Below are 14,405 nucleotides of genomic sequence, written 5' to 3' on the forward strand. Positions count from 1 at the left end.
GCTCTGTGTGAGGAGAATCCGAATGAGCCAAGTGTTGGAAGATCTGGTCAATTTACTGACCCTGGAACCGATCGAAGAGAACCTCTTTCGCGGTAGCAGTCAGGACTTGGGCTTTCGCCAGTTGTTCGGCGGTCAAGTGCTCGGACAATCGTTGTCGGCCATGAGCCAGACAGTCGAAGATGCGCGGCACGTGCACTCGATGCACGGCTACTTTTTGCGCCCGGGGGATGCCGGGTTGCCGGTGGTCTATCAGGTGGACCGGGTGCGCGATGGCGGCAGTTTCAGCACGCGCCGGGTGACCGCGATCCAGAAGGGTCAGCCGATTTTCACCTGTAGCGCTTCATTCCAGTACGACGAAGGCGGCTTTGAGCACCAGACTCCGATGCCCGATGTGGTGGGCCCGGAAAACCTGCCTTCGGAACTCGAAATGATTCGTCAGCGTGCGCATCTGATCCCCGAATCGATGCGTGAAAAGTTGCTGTGCGCCAAACCCATCGAATTTCGTCCGGTGGTGGGCGAAGACCCGTTCAACCCCAAGATCACCGACCCGATCAAGTACGTCTGGTTTCGTGCCGATGGCGCACTGGCTGACTCGCCGGCGCTGCACAAATACCTGCTGGCCTATGCCTCGGACTTCGGTTTGCTGACCACCTCGCTGCTGCCCCATGGCAAAGGCGTGTGGCAAAAGGACATGCAGGTAGCCAGCCTTGATCACGCGCTCTGGTTTCACCAGGACCTGCGTGCCGACGACTGGTTGCTGTACGCCATGGACAGCCCGTGGGCGGGAAATTCACGCGGGTTTTCCCGGGGTAGCGTCTTTAACCGAGCCGGCCAGCTGGTTGCGTCTGTCACACAAGAAGGTTTGATTCGTCATCGTAAGGACTGGGCATGACACTCAAGGAAGTAAAACACTGGGTTTTTGATATGGACGGTACTTTGACCGTCGCGGTGCATGACTTTGACGCGATTCGTCGGGCGCTGGACATCCCTGTGCAAGTGGATATTTTGACCCACCTCAACGGCTTGCCTGCCCACGAGGCGCAAGCCAAGCACGCCTGGTTGCTGGAGCACGAGCGTGAACTGGCACTGGCCTCAACCCCGGCACCCGGGGCGGTAGAGTTGGTGCGCGAGCTGGCGGCCCGCGGTTGTCGCCTGGGAGTGCTGACCCGCAATGCCCGGGAGCTGGCGCATATCACCCTGGAGGCCATTGGTCTGGCCCCGCTTTTTGCGCCAGAGGATGTTCTGGGTCGCGACAATGCTGCGCACAAACCCGACCCCGACGGCCTGTTGCAACTGGCCCGGGCATGGGAGGTGGATCCGTCACAGATGGTGATGGTGGGGGATTATCGTTTTGACCTGGATTGTGGTCGTGCGGCGGGCAGTAAAACGGTACTGGTCAACGTGCCCGAAAATCCGTGGCCGGAACTGACCGACTGGCATGCGCGGGACTGTTTCGAACTGCGTAAGCTTATCGCCTGACCCTGTAGAAGCGAGCTCTTCGCGGTCGCGTTGAAAAGCTCGCGAGACAAGCTCGCTCCTACAGATGCAATTGCAGCCTCCTGCATGGGGTGCCTTCCGGTCTGGAGGGTGAGGGCTGGGATCTGCCGCATGTTTGCGCTGCACAACCCTTGTCTCGCGAGCTCTTCGCGGCCGCGTTGAAAAGCTCGCGAGACAAGCTCGCTCCTACAGGTGCAATTGCAGCCACCTGCATGGGGTGCCTTCCGGTCTGGAGGGTGAGGGCTGGGATCTGCCGCATGTTTGCACTGCACAACCCCTGTAGGAGCGAGCTTGTCTCGCGAGCTCTTCGTGGTTTGGTTGAAAAGCTCGCGAGACAAGCTCGCTCCTACAGGTGCAATTGCAGCCATCTGCATGGGGGTGCTTTCCGGTCTGGACGGTGAGGGCTGGGATCTGCCGCATGTTTGCACTGCGCAACCCTTGTCTCGCGAGCTCTTCGCGGTTACAGGTTTATGGGGAGGAAGATTGCTCGCCGAACAACACCTTTTGCCCCTCGGGGGAGGTGAACATCCGGTCGCCGTTGTGCCCGACCCCGGGTACTTCTATCAGTCGCTGATTGAGCCCCTGTGGATGGCGCTGGGTCAGATACTCGAAGTAATTCTTGCCCCGCACTAGCCTGAACGCGCCCTGGGCCTCGGCCTCGCAACCCTTGTCGAGGGCCGGGTGGTTCGGGTCGATGTCTTTGGCTCCGAGCAAGTAGGTAATGTCACGTCCGACATAGGCCTGTTCCAGTTGCGCCGGGCTTTCTCCTCGGGCGTAGGCTGGCAGGTGCTGGAGCCCGTATTTCCAGCTATTGAAACCCGGGCAACTGGCCGGATCGAAGGTGGGGATCGGTCGCTGCGCATTGAAATAGGCGTAGGACGAAGGGTTGGCAATCACATAGCGCAGCTTGATCCCGTGCTCTTGCAACGCTTTGCCAGCCCGGGTTGTCAGTGCGTAGCGCTGCACCACTTGCGCGCCTCCCGAGTGTCCGGCGACCACTATCTCGCGCAGGGCCGGATAGCGTTCACCATCAGCAAGACGCTCCAGGATCTGATCCAGCGCCGCATAAGAACTGAGGGGCGCAGGACTTGTGGCGGGTGCGCCGGCCATCCAGTCATTGGCGTGCCAGCGCAATATATCGGCGGGCAGGCTATGGCGGGCAGTGTCGCTTTCATTCAAAAACTGCGGGGCGATGATCAGGGTTGTGGATAACTGTCCGGCCCGGGTCGCCGCCTGTTCAACGCTGTGCAGGTAGGTCTGGGCATTGCGCAAACGGCCATGGATCACAATCAGGGCCCGCTGCACCTGGGGGAGCGGCTGTTGCCAGTCCTGGCTCAAGCCCAGCGCCAGTTGTGCGGTGCCGATTTGCAGATGCTCGGGGCTCAGTTCCCTGACCCCCTGTTCTGCAGCCCGTGCCGCCGTGCAGACCAGCAGCAGCCCGAGCATCGAAACCATCAGGCGCGAGCCCATTTACAGCCTTGCTGCCGAAAAGGTGTCGCACTGGTTGATATCACCTTGGGCGAAACCGGTCTTGAACCACTTCACCCGTTGCGCCGACGTGCCGTGGGTAAAGGAGTCCGGCACTACACGGCCCTGGCTTTGTTGCTGCAGGCGATCGTCGCCGATGGCATTGGCGGCGTTCAGGGCTTGCTCGACATCCCCCGGCTCCAGCCAGTTCAGGCGCTTTTGCGCATGGTTGGCCCAAACCCCCGCCAGGCAGTCGGCTTGCAGTTCCTGGCGCACCAGCAATCCACCTGCACCCTCCATGCGCTGGCCTTGTTGACGGGCCATTTGCATTTTTGACGAGATACCCAGCAGGGTCTGCACGTGATGGCCTACCTCGTGGGCGATCACATAGGCCTGGGCGAAGTCGCCACCGGCCTTGAAGCGCTGGGACATTTCCTGGAAGAAACTCATGTCCAGGTAAACCTTTTGGTCCGCCGGGCAGTAAAACGGCCCGGTGGCTGCCGAAGCAAAACCGCAGGCTGAATTCACCTGGCCGCGAAACAGCACGAGGGTCGGGTCTTTATAGGTACGGCCGGCCTGTTGAAAAATCTGACGCCAGGTGTCCTCGGTATCGCCCAGCACCGCGCGCACGAAGTCGGCCTGTTGATCATTGGCCGGCGGCGCATGTCCGGCTTGCTGGGTGACCTGGGGCGAGGATTGCTCGCTGAGCTGGCCACTGAGTTGCCCGAGGATTTGCATCGGGTCCTGGCCGGTCAACAAGCCGAACCCGACAATCACCACCACCGCCATCAGGCTCAGGCCTTTGCCGCCGCCAATGCGCATCCCGCCGCCGCCCCCGGTGCTTTGATCGCGCACGTCTTCCACGTTGTCGCTGCGTCGGCCTTTTTTCCAAAGCATGGGGCAATCCTCTGATAAATCCTGTTGATAGTGTTGTTGCTGAGCCGGGGCTTCGCCAGACCGGTTGTCAGACGCCTTTCAAGAGCGCAAGGAGTATGGCAGTTACCGCGCCAGGCAAGGTAAAAGCAGGTGTCGGCACGGGTGACAGATTAGCCCGGCCCGGCAAAAAGACCGCCAGTGCCTGAATAGAGTTCCGGGCCCCGCGCTGAAGTGGTTGAATACCGCCTGTCCTCGCCCCGGAGTTGTCAGCCCTGTGAACATTGATACCCGCATCAAATACCGGCACCTGGTGTGCTTTCTGGAGATGGCACGTCAGGGCAGTCTGGCGCGGGCGGCGGATGTGCTGGCGGTGAGTCAGCCGGCCATGTCAAAAACCCTTAAGGAGCTGGAACAGCTACTGACGGTCAGCCTGTTTGTGCGCAGCAAAACCGGGGTCAGCCTGACCGAAGCCGGTGTGGCCTTCCTGCGCTATGCGACGCCCTCGGTGCAGGCCCTGCGCGAAGGGGTGAATGCCTTGCGCGGGGGCGAATATGCGGGCGGGACGGTACGCCTTGGCGTGTTGTCGACCGTTGAAAGCCTGCTGATACCCGAACTGGTGAGCCGCCTGCATGCGCGGCACTCGTCGCTGGTGGTGAGTGTGGTGACGGGGCCGAGTGCCTACCTGTTATCGCAATTGCGGGTGGGAGATGTCGATCTGGTGGTGGGGCGGATGACAGATAGTCCGGAAATTCAGGGGATGAATTTTGAACACCTTTACAGCGAATCCATGACCCTGGTGGTGCGCGCCGGTCATCCGCTGACGCAATTGCCGCTGGATCGCAGTCGGCTGGAACACTATCCGCTGGTACTGCCGCTGGCCAATACCACCATCCGCGCCTTTGCCGACAGCCTGTTCGTACAGTGCGGTATCAGCCAGTCCCGTCAGCGTCTGGAAACCCTGTCGATTACCCTGAGCCGGCGTTATGTGCTGCACAACGATGCGGTCTGGATAGCGCCGCTGGACGCTGTGCGCCTGGATCTGGCGAGTGGTGAACTGCAAGAAGTCGACCTCGGCCAGCGCGAACCCGGGGGCTCGATCGGTATTTGCAGCAACGCCCATGTACCAATGTCGGTGGCGGCACAGGGCTGTGTCGAGGTGCTGCGGGAGCTGGGGCAGGCCTACTGCGAGGGTATTTATCCATAACCGTATGGTTATGGGTTGAGTCTGGCTTTTCAGTAGTCCTTGCCTGCCTGTTGTTTGAAAATGACCACTATCTGCCTGCCCCCCGCCCTGGCTTTTGTCGGAGCGAGGGAGGGGCCTGGCCTTTATAAAAACAACAGGAGATCGACATGTCTGATGCAGACAGCCGGCGTTTTGTCATCCGTGACCGCAACTGGCACCCCAAAGCCCTGACCCCCGATTACAAAACCTCCATTGCCCGTTCGCCGCGGCAGGCGCTGGTGAGCATCCCGCAATCGGTCAGTGAAACCAGTGGCCCTGACTTTTCCCACCTGCAACTGGGCAAGTTCGACAATGACCTGCTGTTGAACTTCAACAACGGCGGTTTGCCGGTGGGCGAGCGGATTCTGCTGGCGGGTCGGGTATGCGACCAGTATGGCAAGCCGATTCCCCACACTCTGGTCGAGCTCTGGCAAGCCAACGCCGGTGGCCGTTATCGCCACAAGAATGACCGTTACCTGGCACCCCTTGACCCCAATTTTGGTGGCGTGGGTCGTACCCTCACCGACAGTCAGGGCTACTACAGCTTCCGCACCGTAAAACCGGGGCCCTATCCTTGGCGTAACGGCCCCAATGACTGGCGTCCGGCGCATATCCACGTTTCCATCAGTGGCCCTTCCATAGCGACGCGCCTGATTACCCAGCTGTATTTCGAGGGTGATCCGTTGATCCCGATGTGCCCGATCGTCAAGTCGATTGCCAATCCTGACGCCGTGCAAAGCCTGATTGCGCGGCTGGACATGGGCGCGGCCAATCCAATGGATTGCCTGGCGTATCGCTTTGATATCGTGCTGCGCGGTCAGCGCAAGACTCACTTCGAAAACTGCTGAGGAGCCCGTCATGCCTATCGAACTGCTGCAGGAAACCCCATCGCAAACGGCTGGCCCTTATGTGCATATCGGTCTGGCACTGGCTGCGGCCGGCAACCCGGCACGGCCCGTGGAAATCTGGAGCGAAATGGCCAAGCCCGGCGCCCCGGGCGAGCACATCTTGCTGCTGGGCAACGTGCACGATGGTAATGGCCATCTGGTGCGCGACTCTTTTCTGGAGCTGTGGCAAGCCAACCATGAAGGGGTGTACGACGAAGACTTTGACTCGGAAAAGGCCTTCAACAGTTTCGGTCGTACCGCCACCACCTTTGATGCCGGTGAGTGGACGCTCAACACCATCAAGCCGGGGGTGGTGAACAACGCAGCCGGCGTGCCCATGGCGCCGCACATCAACGTGTCGTTGTTTGCCCGGGGCATCAACATCCACCTGCAAACCCGCCTGTACTTCAGCGACGAGCCTGAAGCCAATGGCAAATGCCCGGTGCTCAACCTGATTGAGCAACCGCAACGTCGCGAAACCCTGATCGCCCGGCGCTGCGAAGTGGACGGCAAACCAGCCTACCGGTTTGACATCTACTTGCAGGGGCCAAACGAAACGGTGTTTTTCGACTTCTAAGGCCCGGTAAACAACACACTCCCTGCAGGAGCGAGCTCTTTAAAGCCCGCTCCTGCACAAGAGTGTTCAGGCCCGTGTGCGACGTTGCTGCAAGGCAGCTGCCAGACCGCTGATGCAGATAATGGCGATGCCGATACGGGTGGTGAAGTCTGGCGTGTGATCAAAAAGCAGCCAGCCCAATATTCCGGAAAACACGATCTGGCAATAGCTGAATGGCGCCAGCAGTGCCGGGGCGGCGACTCGAAAAGACTGGGTCAACAGCAAGTGCGCGGTCATGCCGAACGCGCCCAGGGCAAGCATTTGCAGGCCGTGGGCCAGAGTCGGGGTATGCCAGAAGAACGGCACCAGCGCACTCATCACCAGTACATTGAATAGCCCGGCAAAGAAATTACTGGTGGTGGGGCTGTCGTACAGGCTGAGTTTGCGGGTGAGAATCTGATAGCAGCTGAAGCACAGCGCTGCCGCCATCGGTAATAACACCGCGGGGGTGAACAGCTCACCGCCCGGATGAATAATGATCACCACCCCGATAAATCCGCAAACCACGGCCAGCCATTGGCCGAGTGAAACTTTCTCCCCCAGCAGGGGCCCGGACAATGCTGCCACCAGCAGCGGCGCCAGAAAGTTGACCGCGGTGTTTTCGGCCAGTGGGATATACAGCAGGCCGTAGGTGAAAAACAGCCCTGACCCCAGCAGGCATATCGCCCTTAGAACCTGAAGCAAAGGGCGCTTGCTGCGTAAGACCCGCAGCCCCGACTGCGGCAGGAAAATCCCCGCCATCAGCAGGGTGTGCACCAGATAACGGGCCCACACCACCATCACTACCGGGTAAAAGCCACTGAGGTATTTGGACAGTGCATCGTGACTGGAGAACAGGGCCGTGGCCGCCACGATCAGCAAGATGCCTTTCAAAGGCTGGTTAACCCCTGAAAGGGGGGTGGGCATTGTCATCGAATACCTCAAGGTGGTGCTGGGTGTGGAGGTCTGGCCCGCTCTTTATACTTGTGGGATTTTTCGCGGAGCCATGAAGTACATCCACACTAACGCAATGAAGTACATCGCCGGAATCATAGTGAACAACAATGTGTAATTGTTGTTGGTGACGGTCAGTACATAGCCGACGAACTGGGTCATGAACATGCCGCCGATGGCGGCACACATCCCGCCAAAGCCGAACACTGTGCCCATCATGTGTTTCGGCGTGTAGTCCATCACCATGCTCCACACGTTGGCCGTCCAGGCCTGGTGTGCGCCGAGTGCCAGGGCAATCGCGCCGACAGCCACCCACAGCTGGCTGGAGCCTGCGGCCATCACCACGCCAATGATGGCGATCGCACATAACAGCATCGACACCAGGCGCGCCTTGACCGCCGCCATGCCGCGCTTGATCAGCACCGAAGACAGAATCCCGCCACCGACGCTGCCGAAGTCAGCAGTGATGTAAATGATGATCAGCGGGATACCCATCTGCGTGACGCTGATCCCCAGATTGTATTGCTGGTTCAGGAAGGGCGGCAGCCAGTACAGATAGAACCAGAACACCGGGGCCGTCATGGCGTAGGACAGGGCGAATGCCCAGGTGCCACGCATCTTGAGGATGGTGGCAAAAGAAACGGTGGTCTGTTCAGGCTCTTTTTCTTGCTGGATGTAGTTCAGTTCCTCTTTGGACACAGTCGGATGATCTTCAGGGTTGTAGTACTTCAACCCCCAGAAGATCAGCCAGATGCCACCCAGTGCGGCCATGCACAAAAAGGCGGCTTGCCAGCCCCATACATGCAATACCAGTGGCAGCATCATCGGGGTGAACATGGCGCCGACGTTGGTCCCGGCATTGAAAATGCCGCTGGCCACCGCCCGCTCGCTGGCCGGAAACCACAGGCGCGTGGTCTTGACGCAGGCCGGATAGTTGGCCGCTTCGGTCAAGCCGAGAATAAAGCGGCAGATCATGAAGCCGGCAGCCGAGGTGGCCAGGCCATGGGCGCCAGTGGCCAGGCTCCAGAGCAGCACTGCGCAGAAGAACACCCGCTTTACGCCCACCCGGTCAATCAGCCGGCCTTGCAGGACGAAGCCGATGGCGTAGCCCACCTGAAACCAGAAGTTGATGTTGGCGTAGTCCATCGCCGTCCAGCTCATTTCTTTGGCCAGAATCGGTTGCATCACACCCAGGGCGGCGCGGTCGATGAAGTTCAGGGTGGTGGCGAAAAACACCAGCGCGAGCATGCCCCAGCGGGTCTTGCCGATCGCCATGGTGCCGCGGATCTTGTCGCCGATACCCGCGTGTGGACCTTGGGCAGGCTTGGTACGTGCAGTCTGAGAAGGGACCATGGTTGTTTATCCGTTTCTTGGAATTGTTATGTGGTGAAGCTGGAGCAGCAGATTGATGGTGGCGACTGGACAAAAAGTCGTCAATTCGAGATAGGCCATAGTGTTCGATAATCGCCCGCAAAACTAACCGTTTAGTACACAGTGATTGCTCAATAATAGGGCGCCCTTAATAATCAGGCTATTAAGAAATGCTGTCGTTTGCAGGCTGTGCCAATTCAGGGAGTAAAAAATGAAGCGTTCGATTGCCACCGTTTCTTTGAGCGGCACTTTGCCGGAGAAACTGGACGCCATTGCGGCGGCAGGTTTTGACGGGGTCGAGATCTTTGAAAACGACCTGCTTTATTATGACGGCAGTCCGCGCGAGGTGCGCCAAATATGTGCCGACCTGGGCCTGGCCATCAGCCTGTTTCAACCCTTTCGTGATTTTGAAGGCTGCCGCCGCGATCGTCTGGCCCGCAACCTTGACCGCGCCGAACGCAAATTCGATTTGATGCAGGAACTGGGCACGGACCTGGTGCTGGTCTGCAGCAATGCCGCTGCTGACGCCCTGGGTGAGCGGCAGATTCTGCTGGATGACCTGAGCCTGCTCGCCGAACGTGCCGGCGCGCGCAATTTACGCATCGGCTACGAGGCCCTGGCCTGGGGCCGTCACGTCAATACCTGGCAACAGGTCTGGGACCTGGTACGGCAGATTGATCATCCGAACCTGGGGGTGCTGCTCGACAGCTTCCACACCCTGTCGCTCAAGGGCGATCCGAGTGCCATCGCGCAGATCCCGGGAGACAAGATCTTCTTCGTGCAGATGGCCGATGCGCCGGTGCTGGCGATGGACGTGCTGGAGTGGAGCCGGCATTTCCGCTGCTTCCCGGGGCAGGGCGAATTCGACCTGCCAGGCTTTTTGGCGCCGATCATTGAGAGTGGCTACACAGGTCCCTTGTCGCTGGAAATCTTCAACGACGGTTTTCGTGCCGCGCCTACCCGGGCCAATGCCGCCGACGGCTTTCGCTCGCTGCTGTATCTCGAAGAAAAAACCCGTGAGCGTCTGGCTCGCCAGGCCGAACCGGCAACTCTGCTGGAGCCGTTATTCGCGCCGCCAAAGGCGAGCGACTACGACGGCATCGAGTTTCTCGAATTTGCCGTGGATGACAGTCAGGGCGCCCAGTTGACGCAATGGCTTGAGCGTCTGGGGTTCTCCAGGGCCGGTCAGCACCGTTCGAAAAATGTGAGCTTGTTGCGCCAGGGCGATATCAATCTGATTCTCAACGCTGAGCCTTACTCCTTTGCCCACAACTTCTTCGAGGCCCACGGGCCGTCGTTGTGCGCCACGGCGATACGGGTACAGGACAGCACCAGCGCGCTGGCCCGGGCCGTGGCCTACAAAGGTCAGCCCTATCGCGGCCTGGTCGGCCCCAATGAGCTGGAGCTGGCGGCCGTACGGGCGCCGGATGGAAGCCTGATTTATCTGGTGGACCAGGACGCCGCCGGCAACCCCTTGTACCAGTCGGACTTCAACCTCACGCCTGCCCGGGCCGCGTCGGGCGGACTTAAACGCATTGACCACATGGCAATGGCGTTGCCTGCAGACAGCCTCGACAGCTGGGTGCTGTTCTATAAAAGCCTGCTGGACTTCGAAGCCGATGACGAAGTGGTACTGCCTGACCCCTATGGCCTGGTAAAAAGCCGGGCCTTGCGCAGCCGCTGCAGCTCCATTCGCTTGCCGCTGAATATTTCCGAGAACAGAAACACCGCTATCTCACATGCCTTGTCGAGCTATCGCGGTTCTGGCGTACATCACATTGCATTCGAGTGTGACGACCTGTTTGCCGAAGTCAGTCGTGCGAAAGACGCAGGTGTACCGCTGCTGGATATCCCGCTCAACTACTACGACGACCTGGCGGCGCGCTTTGATTTTGATGATGAGTTCTTGAGTGAACTGGCCTACTTCAACGTGCTGTACGACCGTGACGCCCAGGGCGGTGAGTTGTTCCACGTGTACACCGAGCCTTTTGCCGGGCGCTTTTTCTTTGAGCTGTTGCAGCGTAAAAACGGCTATGCCGGTTATGGCGCAGCCAACGTTGCAGTTCGCCTGGCAGCGATGGCCAAATCCCGCAGTGGCGCGGCACGTCAGGCCAAGTTATAGGCCGGGCGACTTCCTTCGACGAACGGGGCAGCCCATAATCGCGGGCATTCCCTGATGGCCGTGAGCCTTTAATGACCCAGATTCCAGAAGTCGACAGCGGTGCCACGGCCCCGGCTGTCGAGCCGCGTAAAAGCCGTAAAAACAACCCGGAGAAGACCCGCGAGAATATTCTGCACGAAGCCCTTGCCGAGTTCGTGGAGCAGGGGTTGGCGGGGGCCCGGGTGGACGCGATCGCGGAGCGTACCAACACCTCCAAGCGCATGATCTATTACTACTTCAGCAGCAAGGAGCAGCTCTACGTCGAAGTGCTGGAGAAGCTCTACGGTGAGATCCGGCACATTGAGGGCCAGTTGCATCTCGAAGAGCTGGCGCCGGTGCCGGCGATTCGCAAACTGGTGGAATTTACCTTCGATCACCATGACCTGAACGCGGACTTTGTACGCATGGTCAGCGTCGAAAATATTCACAAGGGCGAGTACATCAAGCGCTCGTCAGGTATCAAGGCCTTGAACGACACAATCGTGCATGCGCTGGAGGATATCTTGCAGCGCGGGGTTGAGCAGAAAGTGTTCCGTGCGGGGCTCAATGCGCTCGACGTGCATTTGCTGGTGAGTTCTTTCTGTTTTTATCGGGTGTCGAATCGCTACACGCTGGGTGAGATTTTTCAGATCGATTTGTCTGACAGCCAGATAAAACAGCGCCAACGCGAAATGATTACTGACTCGATTTTGCGCTATCTGCAGGCGTGATCGCCGGGCATGCCCGGTAGACTATTGGTAGCCACTGCCGGGGGGGCAGGGGCTACCAATGAGTGATGCAGGCGGTTACCGGCGAACCAGCAATACGCCCGATTCCATGTGGTGGGTCCAGGGGAACTGGTCGAACACGGCGCAACGTTCGATACGGTGGGTATCGTGCAGCTGGGCGATGTTTTCCGCCAGGGTGGCCGGGTTGCAGGAGATGTACAGGATGTTGTCGAAGCGTCGGGTCAGCTCGCAGGTGTCCGGGTCCATGCCCGCACGTGGCGGGTCGACGAAGACGCTGCCGAACTCGTAGCTTTTCAGGTCGATGCCCTGCAAGCGGCGGAACGGACGTACTTCGTTCAGGGCCTCGGTCAGCTCTTCGGCGGACAGACGCACCAGTGTCACGTTATCCACAGCGTTGTCGCGCAGATTGTTCAGCGCGGCATAGACCGAGGTCTTGCTGATTTCGGTAGCCAGCACCTTGCGCACGCGGGTGGCCAGCGGCAGGGTGAAGTTGCCGTTGCCGCAATACAGCTCCAGCAGATCATCCTGACGTTCGCCCAGCGCGTCGTATGCCCAGTTGAGCATCTTCTGGTTGACCGTGCCGTTTGGCTGGGTGAACGCACCTTCGGGCTGTTGATAAGTGAAGGTACGGCCTGCCACTTCCAGCTGCTCGACCACGTGATCACGGCCGATCACAGCGCGTTTACCTTTGGAGCGGCCAATCACGCTGATATCCAGGTCTTTGGCCAACTGCTCGGCAGCGGTTTGCCAGTGCTCGTCCAACGGGCGGTGATAGCACAATGTGACCATCGCATCGCCAGACAGAGTGGTCTGGAACTCCACCTGGAACAGCTTGTGGCTCAAGGCCGAGCTGGCTTTCCAGGCGGCCTTGAGCTGCGGCATCAGTTGATTGATGCGCAGGCTGGCAATCGGGAAGTCTTCGATCAGGATCGGCGTGCGCTTGTCATCCGGCGCAAACATGGCGTAGTGACGTTCGCCCCCTTCGCGCCACAGGCGGAATTCGGCCCTCAGGCGAAAGTGCTTGAGGGGCGAGTCGAACACCTGGGGTTCAGGTGCATCGAAGGGCGCCAGCAGCTCGCGCAGGCGATTGGCCTTGGCTTCGAGCTCAATGGCGTAGGTAGCAGAATCGAACGGCAAAGCACTCATGCGTTAAACCAACCCAGCTTGATCACAAACAGAATCGACAGAATGATCAGCGGTGCATTGAGCTCGCGCGCGCGGCCCGACAGCAGCTTGATCACGGTCCAGGAAATAAAGCCGAAGGCGATGCCGTTGGCGATGGAGTAGGTGAACGGCATCGCCAGCGCGGTGATCACCACCGGAGCGGCAACGGTGATGTCGTCCCAATCGATTTCGGCCAGGCCGCTCATCATCAATACGGCGACGAACATCAGCGCAGGGGCGGTAGCGAATGCCGGAACGCTGGCGGCCAGTGGCGAGAAGAACAGCGCCAGCAGGAACATGATGCCGACCACGATGGCGGTCAGACCGGTACGGCCGCCGGCGCTCACGCCTGCTGCCGATTCGATGTAGCTGGTGGTGGTCGAGGTACCCAGCAACGAACCGGCCATGGCCGCGGTGCTGTCGGCGATCAGGGCGCGGCCCATTTTCGGCATGTGCCCGTCTTTGCCCATCAGGCCGGCGCGCTTGGCAACGCCGATCAGGGTGCCGGAGTTGTCGAACAGATCAACGAACAGGAAGGCGAAGATCACGCTGATCAGACCGATGTCCAGTGCGCCTCTAATGTCCAGTTGCAGGAAGGTCGGGGCCAGGGATGGCGGCATCGACACCACGCCACCAAATTCGGTGACACCCAGTGCAATCGAAGCAATGGTCACGGCCAGAATGCCGATCAGTACCGCACCGCGCATTTTCAGGGCTTCAAGGCCTACGATCAGGGCAAAGCCCAGAGAGGCGAGAATCACTTTGGGCTGGCTCAGGTCGCCCATGCCCACCAGGGTGGCTTTGTTGGCGACGACGATACCGGCGTTACCCAGCGCAATCAGCGCCAGGAACAGGCCGATGCCGGCGGCAATGGCCGAGCGCAGCGGCAGCGGGATGCTGTTGATGATCCATTCGCGGATACGGAAGATCGACAACAGGAAGAACAGCACCGCCGAAATGAATACCGCCCCCAGCGCCACTTGCCAGGTGTGGCCCATGTGCAGGACCACGGTATAGGTGAAGAAGGCGTTCAGGCCCATGCCCGGAGCCAGGGCAATCGGGTAGTTGGCGATGATGCCCATGGTGGCCGAGCCGATGGCGGCTGCCAGACAGGTGGCGACAAATAACGCGCCTTTGTCCATTCCCGTTTCGCCGAGGATGCTCGGGTTCACGAAGAGAATGTAGGCCATCGCCAGGAAGGTGGTGATACCCGCAAGAATCTCGGTACGCACATTGGTGTCGTGTGCTTTGAGTTGAAACAGCCTTTCCAGCATGCCAGTCCCCGTGGCGCCAAATGCGCCGTGATTAAATCGTTTTCAACAGCAAAGCACAGATTAGGGGTCTGTTGATCCTTGGCTGTCGTCCCCTCGGGGCGCGTGTCATGACCAAGCGTCAACAGACCCTGATAGCCTGAGAATTTCTGTCTGTCGGAAAAAGCCGCGCATCATACCAGCAGCTCGGACGTCTGGCTGCTTTGGATGCC

At 59.6% G+C, this 14,405-nt stretch carries 13 protein-coding genes; 7 read left to right on the top strand and 6 right to left on the bottom strand.

What is annotated here, in order from left to right:
- The first annotated feature begins 22 nt into the window (after positions 1-22).
- Both tesB and FEZ21_RS06730 read left to right on the top strand, forming a co-directional pair.
- A complete protein-coding gene (gene tesB, locus FEZ21_RS06725) occupies positions 23-892 on the top strand; it encodes an acyl-CoA thioesterase II (RefSeq protein ID WP_003444021.1) in 870 nt (289 codons plus the stop codon).
- On the top strand, positions 889-1,479 hold the full coding sequence (locus FEZ21_RS06730; protein WP_003444020.1) for an HAD family hydrolase: 591 nt from the start codon (positions 889-891) through the stop codon (positions 1,477-1,479). The genes tesB and FEZ21_RS06730 overlap by 4 nt, the downstream gene beginning before the upstream one ends.
- A gap of 486 nt (positions 1,480-1,965) precedes the next feature.
- Here FEZ21_RS06730 and FEZ21_RS06735 read toward each other — a convergent pair whose 3' ends face one another.
- Positions 1,966-2,967 (bottom strand): alpha/beta hydrolase, encoded by a 1,002-nt coding sequence (locus FEZ21_RS06735; protein WP_160626721.1) that lies wholly within the window; start codon positions 2,965-2,967, stop codon positions 1,966-1,968.
- A complete protein-coding gene (locus FEZ21_RS06740) occupies positions 2,968-3,861 on the bottom strand; it encodes a neutral zinc metallopeptidase (protein ID WP_160626723.1) in 894 nt (297 codons plus the stop codon). It abuts the gene before it with no gap.
- Between the two features lie 253 nt (positions 3,862-4,114).
- On the opposite strand from FEZ21_RS06740, the gene pcaQ reads away from it, so the two are divergent.
- The 3 genes from pcaQ to pcaG all read left to right on the top strand — a co-directional run bounded on the left by pcaQ (position 4,115) and on the right by pcaG (position 6,526).
- A complete protein-coding gene (gene pcaQ / locus FEZ21_RS06745) occupies positions 4,115-5,044 on the top strand; it encodes a pca operon transcription factor PcaQ (protein ID WP_003444011.1) in 930 nt (309 codons plus the stop codon).
- A 146-nt stretch (positions 5,045-5,190) separates the two neighbouring features.
- Positions 5,191-5,910 carry a protocatechuate 3,4-dioxygenase subunit beta gene (gene pcaH / locus FEZ21_RS06750; protein WP_003444009.1) on the top strand — a complete coding sequence of 240 codons (720 nt, stop codon included), beginning with the start codon at positions 5,191-5,193 and terminating at the stop codon, positions 5,908-5,910.
- A 10-nt stretch (positions 5,911-5,920) separates the two neighbouring features.
- Positions 5,921-6,526: a protocatechuate 3,4-dioxygenase subunit alpha gene (gene pcaG, locus FEZ21_RS06755; RefSeq protein WP_003444007.1), complete on the top strand. Its 606-nt coding sequence runs from the start codon at positions 5,921-5,923 to the stop codon at positions 6,524-6,526.
- Between the two features lie 66 nt (positions 6,527-6,592).
- On the opposite strand, the gene FEZ21_RS06760 is transcribed toward pcaG, so the two are convergent.
- Complete coding sequence (locus FEZ21_RS06760; protein ID WP_029612181.1) at positions 6,593-7,477, bottom strand: DMT family transporter; 885 nt, start codon at positions 7,475-7,477, stop codon at positions 6,593-6,595.
- Between the two features lie 45 nt (positions 7,478-7,522).
- Positions 7,523-8,851, bottom strand: a complete 1,329-nt coding sequence (locus tag FEZ21_RS06765; protein ID WP_003444003.1) for an MFS transporter — start codon at positions 8,849-8,851, stop codon at positions 7,523-7,525.
- 229 nt (positions 8,852-9,080) lie between these two features.
- Here FEZ21_RS06765 and quiC point away from each other — a divergent pair, with 229 nt between their 5' ends.
- Both quiC and FEZ21_RS06775 read left to right on the top strand, forming a co-directional pair.
- A complete protein-coding gene (gene quiC / locus FEZ21_RS06770) occupies positions 9,081-10,991 on the top strand; it encodes a 3-dehydroshikimate dehydratase QuiC (RefSeq protein WP_003444001.1) in 1,911 nt (636 codons plus the stop codon).
- 71 nt (positions 10,992-11,062) lie between these two features.
- The gene (locus tag FEZ21_RS06775) at positions 11,063-11,740 is read left to right on the top strand and encodes a TetR/AcrR family transcriptional regulator (RefSeq protein ID WP_003443999.1); all 678 of its coding nucleotides are present in this window, start codon (positions 11,063-11,065) and stop codon (positions 11,738-11,740) included.
- A 75-nt stretch (positions 11,741-11,815) separates the two neighbouring features.
- Here the strand turns inward: FEZ21_RS06775 and trmA are convergent, their stop codons facing one another.
- Both trmA and FEZ21_RS06785 read right to left on the bottom strand, forming a co-directional pair.
- Entirely contained in the window at positions 11,816-12,904 is a 1,089-nt protein-coding gene (gene trmA / locus FEZ21_RS06780; protein ID WP_003443997.1) for a tRNA (uridine(54)-C5)-methyltransferase TrmA, read from the bottom strand.
- Positions 12,901-14,196 (bottom strand): NCS2 family permease, encoded by a 1,296-nt coding sequence (locus FEZ21_RS06785; RefSeq protein WP_160626725.1) that lies wholly within the window; start codon positions 14,194-14,196, stop codon positions 12,901-12,903. The genes trmA and FEZ21_RS06785 overlap by 4 nt, the downstream gene beginning before the upstream one ends.
- Between the last annotated feature and the right edge of the window lie 209 nt (positions 14,197-14,405).

The organism is Pseudomonas sp. 9.1(2019), from assembly GCF_009910445.1.
GTDB lineage: Bacteria > Pseudomonadota > Gammaproteobacteria > Pseudomonadales > Pseudomonadaceae > Aquipseudomonas > Aquipseudomonas paraversuta.

Bases quoted from the DNA above. Each gene is read 5' to 3' on its own strand.
- FEZ21_RS06785 (WP_160626725.1), bottom strand. From the start codon at position 14,196: ATGCTGGAAAGGCTGTTTCAACTCAAAGCACACGACACCAATGTGCGT.
- pcaG (WP_003444007.1), top strand. From the start codon at position 5,921: ATGCCTATCGAACTGCTGCAGGAAACCCCATCGCAAACGGCTGGCCCT.
- FEZ21_RS06765 (WP_003444003.1), bottom strand. From the start codon at position 8,851: ATGGTCCCTTCTCAGACTGCACGTACCAAGCCTGCCCAAGGTCCACAC.
- FEZ21_RS06760 (WP_029612181.1), bottom strand. From the start codon at position 7,477: ATGACAATGCCCACCCCCCTTTCAGGGGTTAACCAGCCTTTGAAAGGC.
- tesB (WP_003444021.1), top strand. From the start codon at position 23: ATGAGCCAAGTGTTGGAAGATCTGGTCAATTTACTGACCCTGGAACCG.
- FEZ21_RS06735 (WP_160626721.1), bottom strand. From the start codon at position 2,967: ATGGGCTCGCGCCTGATGGTTTCGATGCTCGGGCTGCTGCTGGTCTGC.
- trmA (WP_003443997.1), bottom strand. From the start codon at position 12,904: ATGAGTGCTTTGCCGTTCGATTCTGCTACCTACGCCATTGAGCTCGAA.
- FEZ21_RS06775 (WP_003443999.1), top strand. From the start codon at position 11,063: ATGACCCAGATTCCAGAAGTCGACAGCGGTGCCACGGCCCCGGCTGTC.
- pcaH (WP_003444009.1), top strand. From the start codon at position 5,191: ATGTCTGATGCAGACAGCCGGCGTTTTGTCATCCGTGACCGCAACTGG.
- FEZ21_RS06740 (WP_160626723.1), bottom strand. From the start codon at position 3,861: ATGCTTTGGAAAAAAGGCCGACGCAGCGACAACGTGGAAGACGTGCGC.
- quiC (WP_003444001.1), top strand. From the start codon at position 9,081: ATGAAGCGTTCGATTGCCACCGTTTCTTTGAGCGGCACTTTGCCGGAG.
- FEZ21_RS06730 (WP_003444020.1), top strand. From the start codon at position 889: ATGACACTCAAGGAAGTAAAACACTGGGTTTTTGATATGGACGGTACT.